The sequence below is a fragment of the Phocaeicola sp. GP0067 genome (assembly GCF_031119655.1).
Classification (GTDB): domain Bacteria; phylum Bacteroidota; class Bacteroidia; order Bacteroidales; family Bacteroidaceae; genus Phocaeicola; species Phocaeicola vulgatus.
On the sequence record NZ_JAVHZY010000001.1, the window covers coordinates 456,804 to 472,090 of the forward strand.

Annotated in this window: 12 protein-coding genes and 1 pseudogene; 12 read left to right on the plus strand and 1 reads right to left on the minus strand. The window is 37.1% G+C overall.

All coding sequences use genetic code 11. The features are described 5' to 3' along the window. Positions 1–1,792 precede the first annotated feature (1,792 nt). On the minus strand, positions 1,793–2,077 hold the full coding sequence (locus RE317_RS01680; RefSeq protein WP_303266121.1) for a winged helix-turn-helix domain-containing protein: 285 nt from the start codon (positions 2,075–2,077) through the stop codon (positions 1,793–1,795). Positions 2,078–2,515: 438 nt separating this feature from the next. On the opposite strand from RE317_RS01680, the gene RE317_RS01685 reads away from it, so the two are divergent. The 12 genes and pseudogenes from RE317_RS01685 (at position 2,516) to RE317_RS01740 (ending at position 15,272) form a co-directional block, all read left to right on the plus strand. Further along, the gene (locus RE317_RS01685; protein ID WP_303266120.1) at positions 2,516–2,866 is read left to right on the plus strand and encodes a hypothetical protein; all 351 of its coding nucleotides are present in this window, start codon (positions 2,516–2,518) and stop codon (positions 2,864–2,866) included. Next, positions 2,863–3,297 (plus strand): hypothetical protein, encoded by a 435-nt coding sequence (locus RE317_RS01690; RefSeq protein WP_303266119.1) that lies wholly within the window; start codon positions 2,863–2,865, stop codon positions 3,295–3,297. The genes RE317_RS01685 and RE317_RS01690 overlap by 4 nt, the downstream gene beginning before the upstream one ends. A 5-nt stretch (positions 3,298–3,302) precedes the next feature. Then, positions 3,303–4,019 (plus strand): hypothetical protein, encoded by a 717-nt coding sequence (locus RE317_RS01695; protein WP_303266118.1) that lies wholly within the window; start codon positions 3,303–3,305, stop codon positions 4,017–4,019. A gap of 690 nt (positions 4,020–4,709) precedes the next feature. Continuing rightward, complete coding sequence (locus RE317_RS01700) at positions 4,710–5,180, plus strand: AraC family transcriptional regulator (RefSeq protein WP_005849366.1); 471 nt, start codon at positions 4,710–4,712, stop codon at positions 5,178–5,180. Positions 5,181–5,243: 63 nt separating this feature from the next. Then, positions 5,244–8,585, plus strand: a complete 3,342-nt coding sequence (locus RE317_RS01705) for a hypothetical protein (RefSeq protein ID WP_303266117.1) — start codon at positions 5,244–5,246, stop codon at positions 8,583–8,585. Between the two features lie 135 nt (positions 8,586–8,720). After that, entirely contained in the window at positions 8,721–9,515 is a 795-nt protein-coding gene (locus RE317_RS01710; RefSeq protein ID WP_117696655.1) for a LamG domain-containing protein, read from the plus strand. Positions 9,516–9,528: 13 nt separating this feature from the next. Further along, the gene (locus tag RE317_RS01715; protein ID WP_117696652.1) at positions 9,529–10,362 is read left to right on the plus strand and encodes a hypothetical protein; all 834 of its coding nucleotides are present in this window, start codon (positions 9,529–9,531) and stop codon (positions 10,360–10,362) included. Between the two features lie 1,214 nt (positions 10,363–11,576). After that, positions 11,577–11,800: pseudogene (locus RE317_RS01720) on the plus strand (winged helix-turn-helix domain-containing protein). An 18-nt stretch (positions 11,801–11,818) separates the two neighbouring features. Next, a complete protein-coding gene (locus tag RE317_RS01725) occupies positions 11,819–12,043 on the plus strand; it encodes a winged helix-turn-helix domain-containing protein (protein WP_134855550.1) in 225 nt (74 codons plus the stop codon). Positions 12,044–12,303: 260 nt separating this feature from the next. Continuing rightward, a complete protein-coding gene (locus RE317_RS01730) occupies positions 12,304–13,002 on the plus strand; it encodes an SIMPL domain-containing protein (protein ID WP_303266116.1) in 699 nt (232 codons plus the stop codon). A gap of 104 nt (positions 13,003–13,106) precedes the next feature. Continuing rightward, the gene (locus RE317_RS01735) at positions 13,107–14,675 is read left to right on the plus strand and encodes a WG repeat-containing protein (protein WP_303266115.1); all 1,569 of its coding nucleotides are present in this window, start codon (positions 13,107–13,109) and stop codon (positions 14,673–14,675) included. Positions 14,676–14,819: 144 nt separating this feature from the next. Beyond that, positions 14,820–15,272 (plus strand): hypothetical protein, encoded by a 453-nt coding sequence (locus RE317_RS01740; protein WP_229508820.1) that lies wholly within the window; start codon positions 14,820–14,822, stop codon positions 15,270–15,272. Positions 15,273–15,287 lie beyond the last annotated feature (15 nt).

The window sequence follows — 15,287 nt, forward strand, 5'->3', positions numbered from 1 at the left end:
AAAATAAAGTGAAAGGTTACTGTAGACGAACCGGATGAAAGCTCAAAATAAGATCAGAGAGAAAACAGCTGGCTTTATCCGATTATACAGATAAGATACTATCAGATACATGTTTTTTATTTAATAATATTAGTAAGTATCATATATAATGTATAGTTTTGTATATGACAAAATAAGTAATAATGTTTTATGCTGTACCTTGATATATACCTGATTGTTTGTTTTTATATCATGTAGATTATTTGATATGTTGGTACATTATAGTCTGAGAAGATAGTGATGTACATTTTAGATGAATGTTCAATGTTATGACCTCATATATTATTGGAAGGTTTATATTAATCTTAATTTGTAAGTACATTATGGTTTGTGAAAATAGTAATGTAAGTTTTGTGTTTTTCATCTTAAAACAGGTTTAAGTTATACACTTGTATCTGTATATTGTGGTTTGTGAAAATAGCAGTATGTTCTTTGTTTTTTCAATGGAAGCTGGTACTTGCTGCCATACTTCCTGTTGTTTCATTAGAATCAGATTTAAAGTTATATGCACTATTGTTTGTGATAAATGGTAGTGCATTTTTATGACTGATGAAATAAGATGATTGTCGGTCGGAGTAGTTATTTGGATGATAATGCCCTGTTTATTATTGACCATGGACGAAAATGAATAGATATAATCCTGATATTCAATTAAAACCTCTTACTGTCCAAAAAATCCGAGGTCTTATGTATAGGTATAGTAAAAAAAGGTAACTCTACTTGTTCTCTTTGGGATTCAGGGTATTATCGGTTTTAGGGGTAAGTCGGAGACAAGAGTATGGAACGAAGTGAAATGTAGTACATAACTGAAAGACAGAGTGGAATAAAAAAGTGTGCAAATCATGTACAAAAGCTTAAAGAATAAGCATTTATGTAGATAAATTATTCCATCCCTTCGGGTTATGTACCATACTCATACTTCGTCTGTACTTCCGTCTTCGACTTAACCCGAATCAAATTTGTTATAAAGAGTAAGAGAATGTGGAAGAGTTGCGATACTGTTCATTTACCAGTCATCACATTAATATTCCAGCCGTTGATTTATATTTGTTGATGTTCAAGTCTTTTTTGTTGGTTGTAGCAGTCAGGAATTGGTTTGTAGCTTTCTTCTTCTCAGTCATAGTTCGGATAGATTTGATATTTTATTGTTCTGTTATCTTCTCTTTCCCCTACCTCAAGAAAAAGAAGAGCGGTAATGTCGGGGAAATGGGTCGGAAATAATGTTTTTATATAGCTTTTTCAATTTTATCTATTCAAAAATTAATCAAAACATAGGTCTTGTAATTTCCCCGTCTCGCTTCCGCTCCTTTTCCTCTTGAGGGTGGAAAGAGAGAAGGAAACAATGATAACTAATGAATCAAAGTCAGATTAGGATTGCTGGATACTTTGATAATTCTGTCTGGATTTGATGCTGTTATTGTTATCTAGGGAGTATTGGAAGGTAATTACTTGTTTCTGGCTGATAAGTTGTTTTGTTTGGGATTCTATTATTTTCAATATAAACTTTCCATTTATATAGGAGAAAGATATACTGGATAAATTATCTTCCGGTTTTTGGTAATGTGTATTGAGTAATGAAATGATATATGATGAATTTGAGAAAGAATGGAACAGTATCAGTATTCATCATATCAATAACTGGAAATTAAAAAGGTTACTCTACTTATTTTTTGGGGGAATCAGGGTATTATTGGTTTACGGTGAGAGTTTGAAGTGGTTTAGGAGTTGTTTTTACCCCAATGAGCCACTTCTTTTATGCCAGTTTAAATTCCTTACCACCAGATTCCAGTTTTCCCTCACGTGCCAGCCATCCTAATCCGAGATATAATGATTGTCCGGAAAGTTTAGTCAGGCTCAATAATTCTTTTTCTGTCAATGCTTCCTCTGATCCGTTAAGTGTGTTCCAGATCTTACCCGCACTGGTTCCTACAATATCAGGAGTAATGATTTCTACAGGTGATTTTGTGGTTGTCTTCTTTGTTGTAGTCTTTTTAGTTGTTGCTGTTTTCTTAGCTGTTGTTTTCTTAGTTGTTGCCATTGTAATATGTTTTGGTTTTGTTTTTTCATGACAAAGATATAACAGTTCCCATGAAAAAGCAATTATATGTTTGGCTTTATTGATCGGGAAATGGTGGTGATCAAGTCTGTCTCTGGTTTTGGCACCTTATATATATATAAATAAGTATGGTGAAAGAGAAAGGGTTGGGAAAGTTATTGATGATTAAAGGGTATGGAAAATAATGGGATCTGACTTCTTAGTTGTTTAAGTATTACGTCAGCGTCATATAATCCTTTCTGTAAAAAGCACTGAAAGCCTTATCAATGAAGAAACAATACTCATAAGAAGAGTGTCTGATATTCATGGTTATAAATCTGATTTGAGGACACTTTTCTTTTATTCTTTCTCCTTTCCAAATCGCTAAAACGCTATTCTCGCCAGCTCAAATCCTTACTTCTGAAATATAAATCGCATTTAATGTTTATCGATTTTATAAGTAGGATATTAGGAGCTGAAAAAGTTTCTGTTTCTAATCGCTTGGAAAATGATGCTGAGCCAAGTGTTATCGTGAAAAAAGACAGCAACAAGACAATCACCAAACCTATCCCTGAGAAATACAGAAAAGACGTAGCATTACTCCAGAGCAAATATGGGGATGCTTTTAAAACCGGATTCTGCATTACTATTACACTTCAAGAGGCTTTATCAATCATGCCGAGAGAAAGAAGAAGAATTGATTCATACAGAGGATTGCAATCTTATCTTAAAAAGGATTGGAATATCACGTTAACCATTAAATCTCAAAAAACTAAATCTAAAGAACTATGAAGAACTATTTTATAGCAAATGGGGAAATACTCAATACAAATATGAGTATTGAAGAAATAGAATCACGAGTACAGGAATCACTGGACGAATATACTTCCGGACTGGTACAGTTCAGAATCAAGGAAATTAGCGAGAAGGAGGTCAGGATGTTCTTTATCAGGGACTTTCGTTGCAATCCCAATAAATTGATAGTCTATGATTCAGATATGGCTTTGATTACAGGAATGGAAATCGGAGCATTTCAAAGGATGGAAGTTGGAGGCTACCCCTTATTGTTTCCACTTAATTTTGCCGGGAAGAACTTCTATACAGATATAACGGCATTCATCAGGTTCTATAAGTTTCTGTTGTTTATGGAGATGGGACAGAAGGTAGAGCATATCGGCCTGAGAACTTATTCGGATAGGATTTTAATGCAAATCATATTCTAGAAAGTATGAATGTCTTGGTAGCATGTGAAGAAAGTCAGGCCGTTTGTCTGGCTTTCAGAAGATTGGGTCATAAGGCTTTCAGTTGTGACCTTCAGGAATGCAGTGGTGGATATCCGGAGTATCATTTTAAGGGGGATATGTTTGATGTAATAGCCAATAGAGGTGGAACTTTGGAAAATGGCACTAAATACTTTCTTGACGGTAATTGGGATTTGGTTATAGCCCATCCACCCTGTACTTATCTTGCTGTTTCAGGTGCGAGATGGTATTATCACCCCGACGATAAAAGCCTTCCGATAGAACAGAGAAGACCACATCCGAAGTTCCCTGACAGAGCCAAAGACCGTGAAGATGCAGTTCAGTTCTTCATGGATGTTTCAAGGGTTGGAGTAGATAAATTAGCTATAGAAAATCCGGTTGGTATCATGAGCAGCCGATGGAGAAAACCCGACCAGATCATAGAGCCTTGGCAGTTTGGTCATGAAGCGAGCAAGAAGACCTGTCTATGGTTGAAAAACTTACCTCTCCTGACACCTACAAATATAGTCGGGAAAGGTGAGATCTATGTTTCAAAGAGCGGAAACAAATCTCCTAAGTGGTTCACTGATATATTCTTCTCGGGTGTATCGCCTGAAGAAAGAAGAAAACTCAGAAGCAAGACCTTCCCCGGAATAGCGAATGCAATGGCTCTACAATGGGGAGGCAGGATTATAGCAGCGTAGAGAATATTTTGATGATATAATTGTGGGATACCTAGGGAAAACGCCACAACTTCTATTGTTCTCAAAAAATCAAGGATCGGCAAGGAAACCTGATGCTGGTCGGATCAGGGGAATGTCGGTGGATGCGGATTATGAGAAAGTGGTGGTGAAGTTGGTATATTAGTAAGAATTCATATATGTATTACAGGGAAGTATTGTACGTAATGTATGGTGCTTCTCTTCTTTTGTTGGTGAGGGATTTCGGAGATTCATCGGATTATGTTATATTGGTAATATAGTACAGATCCTTTCTATATTTATCAATCCGTCAGGCTATGAAGTTTGATGGAGTTTTTGTGTATTGTTATTAATTTATCCATCAGTCTTTAAACGGCTGGTGGATCTTTTTGTTGTTACAGGAATGTAACTCATTAAATTTATCTGCTTGTCGTCCGCTAATGAAATGCGATTCATATTAAATAAGGTGTATTCGATTTAACTCCACTTCACATAACAGCTTGAAAATAACCTGAAAAACGATTATTTTACGAGATTCTATATTTTTTTATAGGAAAAATGCACAAAGTTTCGATAAAGTATGTATATTTGCACCAAAATAACGTTTCATCCTATAAAAACAGGAAAAACAAATCTGTATACAACATTTGACAATGGTGTGTGGCGGAGGAAATTTAAAGAAACAAAGACAGTATGGAATATCTATTTCTAAAACGTAAGGAGGTCAGTTCCACTTCTCAAAGACAGAAGAATTTGCTCTTCAAAGCTGTTGAAAAACACTGGGAGGAGGAATTTGTCATGAAAGGTAGAAGCAACAGGGAAATAGATAGTCTGATCTACAAGAATCTGCTTTACCAGTTGGAGATAAAGAAGGTGTTTTTGGATTCAGAATTGTCTCTGAAAAAGTTGAGTGCTATGATTGATACGAACCAGACCTATCTTTCCAATGTGGTGAATCGGTATTTTGAATGTAACCTGAAAGGATTGTTGAACAGGTATCGGGTGGAATATGCCAAGGAGTTGTTGAGAGCCGGCTGTAGCATTTTGGAAAATCTTCCGAAGAAATGTGGTTTCGCTTCGAAAAGCCCTTTCTATACAGCTTTTAAAAAAATAACGGGAATGACCCCCATACAATATATGACAAGATTCAGACAAAGCAATTAAGTCCTTTATAATAAATATGAAAACCAATTTTTAGTTTTTTAAATTTATAAATTTAAATTCATTATGAACAAAAAGTTTTTAAGTGCAGTCCTGTTCGGGGCCTTGATGGTTTCTTCGACAGGAACATTTGTGTCTTGTAAGGATTACGATGATGACATTGAAGAACTTTGGGGTGCTGTAAATGGTGGAAAGGAAGATCTTTCCAAGAAAGTGTCAGCTCTTGAAACTTCAGTGTCTGACTTGCAAAGTGCACAGACAAAGTTAGAAGCAGAAATTGCTGCTGCAAAGAAAGAGGCTGCTGACGCTAAAGCTGCTGCTGATCAGGCTGCTGCCGATGCTGCTGACGCTAAAGCTGCTGCTTTGCAGGCTGAAAAGAATGCTATTGAAGCTGCTAAGGCCGAAATTGCCAAAGTGAAGGAAGAACTGGTTAAGATGATTCAGAACAATCAAGGAGCATCTGAAGAAGACATCAAAGCCATCGAATCTGAAATCGCTACTATCAAAGGTGATATCACAGCTCTTACTGCCGCTTACAAAGGTGCAGACGCAGAAATTTTGGACAAATTGTCTAAAGTGGAAGGCGTTTTAGGCGAAAGAATAACCAATCTGGAAGCTGATGTCAAGACCAACAAGGAAGAAATCGGAAAGTTGCAGAGTGCGTTAAAGTTGCAACAGGACGCTTTGGACGCATATAAAGAGGCTACAGGGAAGGAACTTGGTGATGTCAAGACCAAACTGGAAGCCTGCGAAAAAGCAGTAGAAGCCCTTCAGGGATTTGATGTTGCAGAAACAAAAGCAGCGATTGAACAGCTGAAAAACGACTATAAAAAAATTGCTGAAGAAATAACCAAGATAAACACTAACTTGGATGTATTATCTTCTGCCATCTATACAGGCGTTACTCATGTTTCATTGGTAAACAGCGAGAGCAATAATCAAGGAGAAGATAAATGGAATCTTAATTTTGAAAGTGTCTTAATTCAGAAGAACATCTTCGGTGACGAATGGACTTTGGACAAAACCATTGCAAACAAGCTTGAGTTCAAAGGTGGAACACAGGACCAGAAGAGCGCAAAATTCTTGATTCGTGTATCTCCTACCAATGCTAATCTGGACGCAAGCATGATCAGCTTGCAGGACAGCAAAGGTGAAAAACTGGATATTGTTGAAGTGAAGAACATCACTCCGTACGATGAATTGCTGACAGGTACAAGAGGTATTTCTAAAGGCGGTTTGTGGGTGGTTGAAGTCGCTTTGAAAAACTATGATGAGGACTCTTTCAATGCAGCCGCTACTAATAAAGATGGAAAGAAAGTTCTGTATGCTGTAGCAGTAGACAATACGAAAGAGGATGAAACTGCCATGGGTAAGAGAAATATCATTTCTACTTACGATTTGACTTTGGAACACGGTAATTTTGATCCTTCAGAAAAATTAAATTTCTTTGTTGATGACACTAATGTTAATGACATCAACAACCGTTATACTTTTGAAAGCAAGTCTATCACAGGTGAAGTTGAGAGTGGGTCTACACCGGCTAAAGAATATAAGTGGACTGGTAATGCTTTGACTGAAGCTTTTGATAAAAATGGAAATGTATTGAAAGATAAGGACGGAAACTTCGTTGCTAAAGAAGAAGAAAATCAAGCTCCGGAAACAGGGGATAACCGTTCAAATATGCCGGCTTATCCGGCTGTTCAAAATAAGGCTATCACCATATCTTTGAAAGAAAAAAATAACGAAGGTAAGTGGGTAGCAGCAGAAAAAGTTAAGGCTATGTATGTAACTTTCGATAAGAAAGCTAACGCCGTTGAGTCTGCACCTTCAGAATGGAATGCTTGGAATTCATATAAATATGAAGGCCTGAACACAGTTGTTGAAGGTACAACCGCAACAATTAAAATTTCTCCTAACGAAGATCAGGAAATCATCAATGACTTCATTGGTTTCCGTGTATATGCTGTTAACTTGGACGGAACCTTGGTTGATCCGGACGGTCGTGCGTTCTATGTGAAATTAGGTGAGGCCGGTGTTGAAATTCCTTCTATCGAAACAAAAGTTATCGCAACTACAGTTGATGCAAAATCCGGTGCTGTAGAATTGAGCAAAGAAGATGTGGCTAAACTGAAAGGTCTGAAGATTGCTTCATACGAATGGGCTGCTGATGGTTTGGGAGATAAAGTTAATGGGGTAACTCATATAAAAGCTAATGGTTTCCAAGTAACATTGACTGCTGGTACAGCTGTAATTGCTACAGAAAGCAAAGTAGTAGATGGTATTTTAGAAGGAAAGCAGGACGTAACAATTCCTACAAACATTAACAAGGCTACAATTGTAACCAAGTTCAATGAAAACTTAGGTCTGGTATTGAATGATACTAAACTGAACGGTACATTGACTTTGAAGAATGCTGATGGATTTGTATTGGCTACAATAAAAGTTTCCGCAGAAAAAGTATTGCCTACAGCAGAACCTGCCGAACATAAATTCACAGCTAAGGACAACCAGATTGTAAACGGTGTTTATAACTGTTTCTTGATACCAAGTCAGTATGATATGAATGGTACTATTACTTGGGATGCTCAGAATGGATGGGGTGTAACAGGTACAGCTTCTGAAGGTACAATGAATATGGAAAATGTATTCAACGGATGGAAAAATGACTTTGATGGAAATAGTGTTACATCTGGATACCGTATTGTTCTTGCTAATACTAAGTATAATGATGATACTAAAGATTATACAGATGAGGCAGAATTCGGTAAGAATGTTACTATTACTAATAAATTAATTAACAGCGAAACCAAACATGCTACTGATGTAGAATACGTTTATGCAGGTGTAAGTGCTTATGTAGACAATAACAAAGTATTGACAAATCAAAATCATGCAGTTAAAGCATACGATTCATTCAATACTGTATACAATTGCTATATGCACAAACCGGTTCATACTTGGAGATGGATTGAAGCTGCTGATAAAGGTTATATCGTTAAGGATGGTATTTGGTATTCAGCTGATGGCAAAGATTCTAAAGAAGATGAAATGCCTAAGACCAGTGCGGTTTATGCAGAAGAAAACTTTGAAGTAAATTGTGCCGATATCTTTGGTGTAAATACTTACAACAGTACTAAGTACGGTGTTGACATGACTAAACTGAATTTGAAAGAAATTCGTGTAGTTGACGCCAAGATTACAAGCAACGGTTCTAAGGATGAAGATTACTTTGTTCGTGATCATAGTCAAAATAGCCAAGATTGGGGTAATCAGACTATCAAGTTCCATAAGAACTCTGCTTCTACCAATCCGACAGCTGATGTGGCTTCTACATTGACAGTAGTTTATGTAGACATGTACGGTCACGTTCAGACAGCTGAAGTTGGATTCACTGTTAAGAAACAGTAATCATTAATCAAGAATAAGTCGTTTCTCAAGCGAGAGAAATACTTAGATATAATAAAAACTTTAAATTTATAAATGATAATCCCTGGCTTGTGAAAGTCGGGGATTATACTTTATAATCATTGTTGACAATATAACATGCGAAAAATAAAATATTATCTATACCCTGTACTATTAGTAATTTGTTTATATTCCTGTTCCTCTACAGATGATGACGAACAGGAACCGCAACCACCAATAGAAATACCTGATGCGGACGAGCTTGCTTCCATTGGAGTAGGATTGGTGGCATATTATACATTTGATGATGAAACAGGTGATGACAGCTCTCCCAATCATTATGATGCAGCACTGATCAATCGTCCGGATATGATTTCTGACACTCCTTCGAACAAAGGAAAAACTGTTTATCTGAGACAGGTGGAGAAACAGTATATCAACATACCTTATCAGCTTTTCAAGAACACCACTTATTCTGCAAGCATGTGGATCAAGGATTTTGGAGCGGGTATTCTTCTATCAGCTGTAAATATGGACAAGGCTTTGGACTATCCCTGCTTTGCCACCCGTACATCCAGTGGAAAATTTGAACTTTATTCCAATAACCGTGGAAAACCAAGCCTCTCCTATTCCTTCTCTTATCCGTTCAGCTCACTACAGGACGGAAAATGGCACATGGTTGCTTTCACTCATATTCCCAATGGTGACGGATCAAGTTGCGAGAAGAAATTATATGTGGACGGTAAGCTTGTAGCCAACTGTGAAGGAGTCTATGATATTCCAACTTCAATCAAAGTGCAGATCGGTGGTGACTGTGACGGACATTATACCAGTTCTTCCGCTGATATGAAACTGGACAATATCCGTATCTATGACCGTGTGCTGGAAGCGGAAGAGATAAACACTATTTATAACATAGAAAGAATACAGTAAAACATAAGAAAAGATGGATGAAGAACAAAGAAGGTTAGAACACTATAAGTTGATATTTGCTCATTTTAACAGGATGGAGCAAAGATATCATACATGGATGAACTATTACTCCCTGTTTAATGGTGCTTTACTTGTTGCATATTGTACAATATTGGTGAGTACGGGGAAAATAGTGGAGGTGGAAGGGAATATTTCTAATAATGAATTTACAAATTTGGGTGCAAAGTTATTCTATCTAAATTGTACTTATTGGGATATTCTGACTGTTATAGCCATTTTAGGAGTTATAGCTAGCTACTGTTGGTATTTGTCTATGATTGGACACCGGAGTTGGTTGGAGAACTGGAGGAAAATATTGAAAAAAGAAGGGAATATGCCTTTTGAACACATATTATATGCGAAGACAAATAATGCTCAGAAACATCTTATCCACTTCCACTCCACTTATAAAATAACAATTGGCTTTATTGTATTTGTATTATTGGCTTGGATACTTATCGTAGGTTATTCATTACTGAATCATGATTTAAGTCCTTGCTTGTTTTTGGGAAGTTTGTGTATATGGGTAGCCTTTTTATTTTTAGAATATACACTTTATCACTTTATAGGATCTGATGTAAGCAGTTTTAAAGCTAACGTTGACAATAGTAAGAATTCTGATAATAAAATTAATGGTAACCAGTATTGTACTTTAAGAATAGGCCTTGCTATTTTACTTTTCTATATAGGCGGAGAAATATGGTGGTGTATATTTAAACAAAATCATTCAGAGGTTCAATATCAAACAGAATTTAGTATACAGGAAGTTAATGAAAATGTGGAAATAAAAAATGATTCTATAGCATAATATATAAAAGGTGCCCCTAAAAATAAGAGAGAGGCTTAGAGACCGTAATTCAAATTGTGTCAATCCTTAACAAGTCTGATTATCTCAAATTTTACTTTCGGATAAATGTCTGAATATCAGATAAATTCAGAGTAGTATTAAACTAAGAAATAATAAACTAAAGGTTTGACACAGTTCTATTTACATAGCCGAGGCTTATCACACCTCTCTCTAAATAAACCTCTCTCTATAAGCAAAACTCCTTCTTCAACCTCTGTACAGTGCTGACGCTTACTCCTTCAAGTTTGGATATCATCTTTACAGGATAGTTTTTGATAAAAAGTTTGAGTGCACCCGAATATTGCTCAGCTTTTTTCTCCTTTGGTTTACGATATATGTTTTTCCTTTCTATTATTCTCTCTTTTCATAGCAGCTACAGTACCAAGGATAGTCTGAAATGGATTCTTTGCCAATGCGGATAAATAGTATGTTTTGATAGCGGATACGATGGTTGTGTGAGCCAGGAAAAAGGAAATAAATAAGATATATCTGTAAAACAGGTTGATTATTATAGTCTGAAAGTATATTGGGACTGACAAAGATATGGCTTCTTTTTATTTTATATGGAGATATGTTACAAGGATAGAATGTAACAGATGATATTCGTGTCAGTGAATATGTTTCTATGTGGATTTATTCATGAGTCGCTTCTTAAAAAAATATTCTCAAATAAAAAAAAATGTTTTGGTACAGTTGTTTTTTCCGAAAAATAAATGTATGTTTGAATCGTTCATTAAAATGAACAAATGGTTATAAACAAAAGCGTTTAGCTGGTTCTGTATAAGTGAAAAGTCGAAATTTCCTGGAAAGTACCAAGAATAGCCATACGTTTGGTCTGCAATATTTAGTAGGGGCGTTTCTTGTTGTACCAAGGGTTTCGACTCCCGCACTTATAGACGAGGTTAATGCCCTTCCGCTTTTAATTTAGATGGGTTTGCATATAGGGCACAAGCCTGGAGATTATATTATGACAAGAATAAACATGTACAAATCTCGCTCTTACCTGAAAAGTATTATCAAACATTGGAACTCCACTGAAAAGAAATTTCCAATACAAGGCTGATATATAGACTCATGTGTCTGCTCTATATGTCATAAGTATCTGGTTCCTTCCTGGAAACCGATATTACTTCATAATATATAGATTCAATTCGGAACTACTTATAAATAAGACCATGGATAAGAAATCTGTAAAAATCAATGCTGAAAAAATATGGCATACACTGAATGAGGTGAAGTCTGTTTCAATATCTGAACTTGCAAGGATACTTAACCTGAGTATTGAAAGTACTGCATTGGCTGTCGGTTGGCTGGTATGTGAAAATAAAGTTTCCATAGGAAGTAAAAACGGACAGATTGAATCTGTAGTGAAAACACCTATAATTTCTGTTTCGGTTAAATTGAAAGATATGTTGCAATGAATAAGAATGGTATCGGTATAAATGCTGGAATTGTATGGAGGCTGTTGGACAATAACAGGCGTTTGGAATACAGAGAGATTAAAAGGCTTTCAGGACTTTCGGATCGTGAATTGAATATGGCTGTCGGTTGGTTGGCGCGTGAGGATAGGATACAGATTGACTCTTATATTGAAAACGGGAAAGAATATTATTATCTTGAACTCAACCTGTATATTGGATAGAACGGTAGTAATACATTCTGCATGGGTAGACTGGAGCCGGCTGAAAGATTCGGCTTTCTTATTTGCTACGATAAAACAAACCGCATCATTTTTAGTATCAGCTCGAAACACGATGGATGTCGCCAGTGTAATATTGTCATCCTGTTCTGTATTAGTATCAAATACTGAATGGAATCTGTAAAGAAACGAATCGGGAATGCCACATATAAGAAATAAGAAAAATGACTGAATAATTTATCTGAACCACTAAAAACAAAAATATGAGGACGAAATTGTTATCATTGATATGGGGAGTTTTATCGGTTCTTCCCTTGCAGGCCCAAACAGAAGAACGCTACATCGAAGTAACTGGAACCTCTGAAATAGAAATTGTACCGGATAAGATTCATTATATCATTGAAATTAGGGAGTATTTTGAAGAAGAGTTCGATGGTAAATCAAAACCGGAGGATTATCGTACTAAAGTGTCGTTAAATGATATAGAGTGGAAGCTGAGAGAAGCCTTGGATGAAGCGGGTGTTTCCCAAGATGCGATCCGTACCCAGGAAATTGGCGATTATTGGCGTGAACGCGGTCATGATTTTCTAGTATCCAAACGTTTCGACATCACATTGACCGACTTCAAACTGATTGATGAGATAATCGGAAATATAGATACAAGAGGAATCAATACCATGCGTGTCGGAGAACTGGAAAACAAGGACATGCTTGTATATCATCGGAAAGGGAAGATTGAAGCACTTATGGCCGCCCGGAGAAAAGCTGAATATCTGGTGGAGGCGGTTGGTAAGAAATTGGGTGATGTAATTCGGATTGTTGAAAGTGAAGCCTTCAATATTTTACCGTATTCGGGAATACAAAGCAATGTACGTTCTTCTGACGCTGAATCATTTGACAGTTTCCGTACCATAAAGAAAAGCTATTCCATGCTCGTAAGATTTAAGATTGTGAATAAATGACAACTATAAAATAAACAGTTATGAGACTTGTTCTGTTATTCTTATTTTTTCTTTCACAAATGTCTTTCTTGTTTGCGAATTCCCCCGTTTATGATATAATCCGGATGGACGGTAAAGATTGGAAACTGATGGCAAAACCTTTAAGGTGGGACTCCACAGCTTACAGCAGGATTGAAAAGCTTTTACCAAAGGAATACAAATGGCCCCGGAGAGATGAGGAAAACCACATCGGATACTGGACTGTAAAGGATCAGAGGATATATCTGGTGGGTCTGAAAGTATTCTCCGGAGGAAAGGAGAAAGTGTATGGGAGGAAGACTCTTGAAAGAATGTTTTCAGGATTCTGTGACGGAAAAGGCATTCACGCTTCTTGGCTCAGTTCGGAGGTCAGAGCTGGATGTGGAAAGGAAACGCGGTGGTCGGGCAGTAATTATCCGTATTATATGGAGAAGGAATATGTCTTGGGAGTATATAAAGGTGTCATTGTGAAACAGCGGCTTTACCATAATCATAGGGTCAGAGACGGTTTCAGAGTCGACAATGTACAGTCTGAATTGGAAAAACGTTTTCCTTTTGATGAATTCCCGGAAATGGAGGGAAAAGAAATAAGACTTGCTGTGGGTGACTTGAAAATTTCACCGGACGGTCATCTTCTGGATTGTTACCAGACCCATATATTTCTCCATAGGCTGAAACCCTTTCCGGCGGAGCGAAGGGCGCTAATGGTAAAAGCGTTTGAGAAAACGATGAGAAGTATATATCCTTGGGAAGTATCATTGGTGAATGGGGAATATGTGGTGACTTCCAAAGAAACCTTCATCAGACTCCATTATCCGGTCTTGACAGCACATACAAAGGAGGAGACTTTGGAAACCGGAGTATCGGTCTGCTATTTGAATGCAAGGAAGGATACAATAATTCCATTCGGTAAATATGTATATTGTGGCAGCGATACCATCCGTCACATTGGTTTTGTTCTGGACAAGCGGATTGTTTGTATCAATAATAAAGGGAAGGAGCTGTTTGAGGTTTTCAACCATTACAACACTCCGGATCCTGTTAGGGAAGGATTGTTCCGTATAAAGGACAAGGATGGAAAGATTGGATTTGCAGATCCCAAAGGCAATATTGTTATTCAGCCCCAGTATGCTTTTGCTTGTCCGTTCAAGAATAACAGGGCGAAAGTCACTTACTCGGGAGAGCGGATTCCTGTCGGCAGAAACCAGGAACATTGGGAGTGGAAGAGTGATTACTGGTTCTGCATAGACCGTGAGGGGAACTATGTGACGGATGACCCTGATGTAAAAACGGTAAAGGAGTATGTCGAATCCAATGCGTTTATAGATATTATTCCGGAAAAATATTATGAGAACCTTTCCAGACATGTCTATTCAAAATCGGAAATACAGAATCTGGACAATCAGATGAAAGCTGCAACTTACCGTTTTTACAGGCATTGTACAATAGATGAAGATGGAATCATGACTTGTCATGCCGGAAGTGGCAGTGAACTGAATATTTCTGAGGAAGTGTTTGAATTCCGTCTTAGAGATATGGAATCCATGAACAGGATGATGAGAGAGGCTAGACAGGAAGGACGGAAAATCAGACCGGTCTCTCTTGATGAGAGATTTTTTAATAATTTGCTGAATTATAAAAGTTTTCAGTATTAATGGTATGATTGCTGGCGCAGACCTTTTATTGTAATATAAGAATGAAAACGTGGCCTGATTGATGAAAAAGACAACAAGGAGGGACTTGAACAGATTATTTTATATATCGGTATAGTATTCAATAAAATAAAAAAGTGACGGACTATGAAAAAAACATTAATCGGATTATTGGGTTCGACAGTTATATGCGTACTGTCTCTTGCAGGTTGTATTGATGAACATTATGGGGAGGATAGCAATACCATTGTTACTAATCTGACCGGTTATGCATGGGAGAGAACATTTCAGATACGTACTGAGGATGGCAGGGATGCGGAAGTCTGTGAACATTATGAGTTCGGGCTGAATGGTAAGGCTTCCTGTAAATCACGGACGACGTGTGATGGTGAGGAAGTGGAAGAGCATGTACATTATTTCCGATATGATTTTATCACTCCCAATAACAGATATCTTCTTCTGGATTACTGCTACTGGCAGATTGACAGGATCAGTTCTTCAGTATTGAGCATATATGAAACCTTTGAGAATCCTGTGGTTGTGATGGGGCAGACCAGGGAATATAAGAGTTTCTCGGCTGTCCCGTTGGGGGATGACTGATGGGCTATGTCTGAT

Bases quoted from the DNA above. Each gene is read 5' to 3' on its own strand.
- RE317_RS01680 (WP_303266121.1), bottom strand. From the start codon at position 2,077: ATGGCAACAACTAAGAAAACAACAGCTAAGAAAACAGCAACAACTAAA.
- RE317_RS01685 (WP_303266120.1), top strand. From the start codon at position 2,516: ATGTTTATCGATTTTATAAGTAGGATATTAGGAGCTGAAAAAGTTTCT.
- RE317_RS01690 (WP_303266119.1), top strand. From the start codon at position 2,863: ATGAAGAACTATTTTATAGCAAATGGGGAAATACTCAATACAAATATG.
- RE317_RS01695 (WP_303266118.1), top strand. From the start codon at position 3,303: ATGAATGTCTTGGTAGCATGTGAAGAAAGTCAGGCCGTTTGTCTGGCT.
- RE317_RS01700 (WP_005849366.1), top strand. From the start codon at position 4,710: ATGGAATATCTATTTCTAAAACGTAAGGAGGTCAGTTCCACTTCTCAA.
- RE317_RS01705 (WP_303266117.1), top strand. From the start codon at position 5,244: ATGAACAAAAAGTTTTTAAGTGCAGTCCTGTTCGGGGCCTTGATGGTT.
- RE317_RS01710 (WP_117696655.1), top strand. From the start codon at position 8,721: ATGCGAAAAATAAAATATTATCTATACCCTGTACTATTAGTAATTTGT.
- RE317_RS01715 (WP_117696652.1), top strand. From the start codon at position 9,529: ATGGATGAAGAACAAAGAAGGTTAGAACACTATAAGTTGATATTTGCT.
- RE317_RS01725 (WP_134855550.1), top strand. From the start codon at position 11,819: ATGAATAAGAATGGTATCGGTATAAATGCTGGAATTGTATGGAGGCTG.
- RE317_RS01730 (WP_303266116.1), top strand. From the start codon at position 12,304: ATGAGGACGAAATTGTTATCATTGATATGGGGAGTTTTATCGGTTCTT.
- RE317_RS01735 (WP_303266115.1), top strand. From the start codon at position 13,107: ATGGACGGTAAAGATTGGAAACTGATGGCAAAACCTTTAAGGTGGGAC.
- RE317_RS01740 (WP_229508820.1), top strand. From the start codon at position 14,820: ATGAAAAAAACATTAATCGGATTATTGGGTTCGACAGTTATATGCGTA.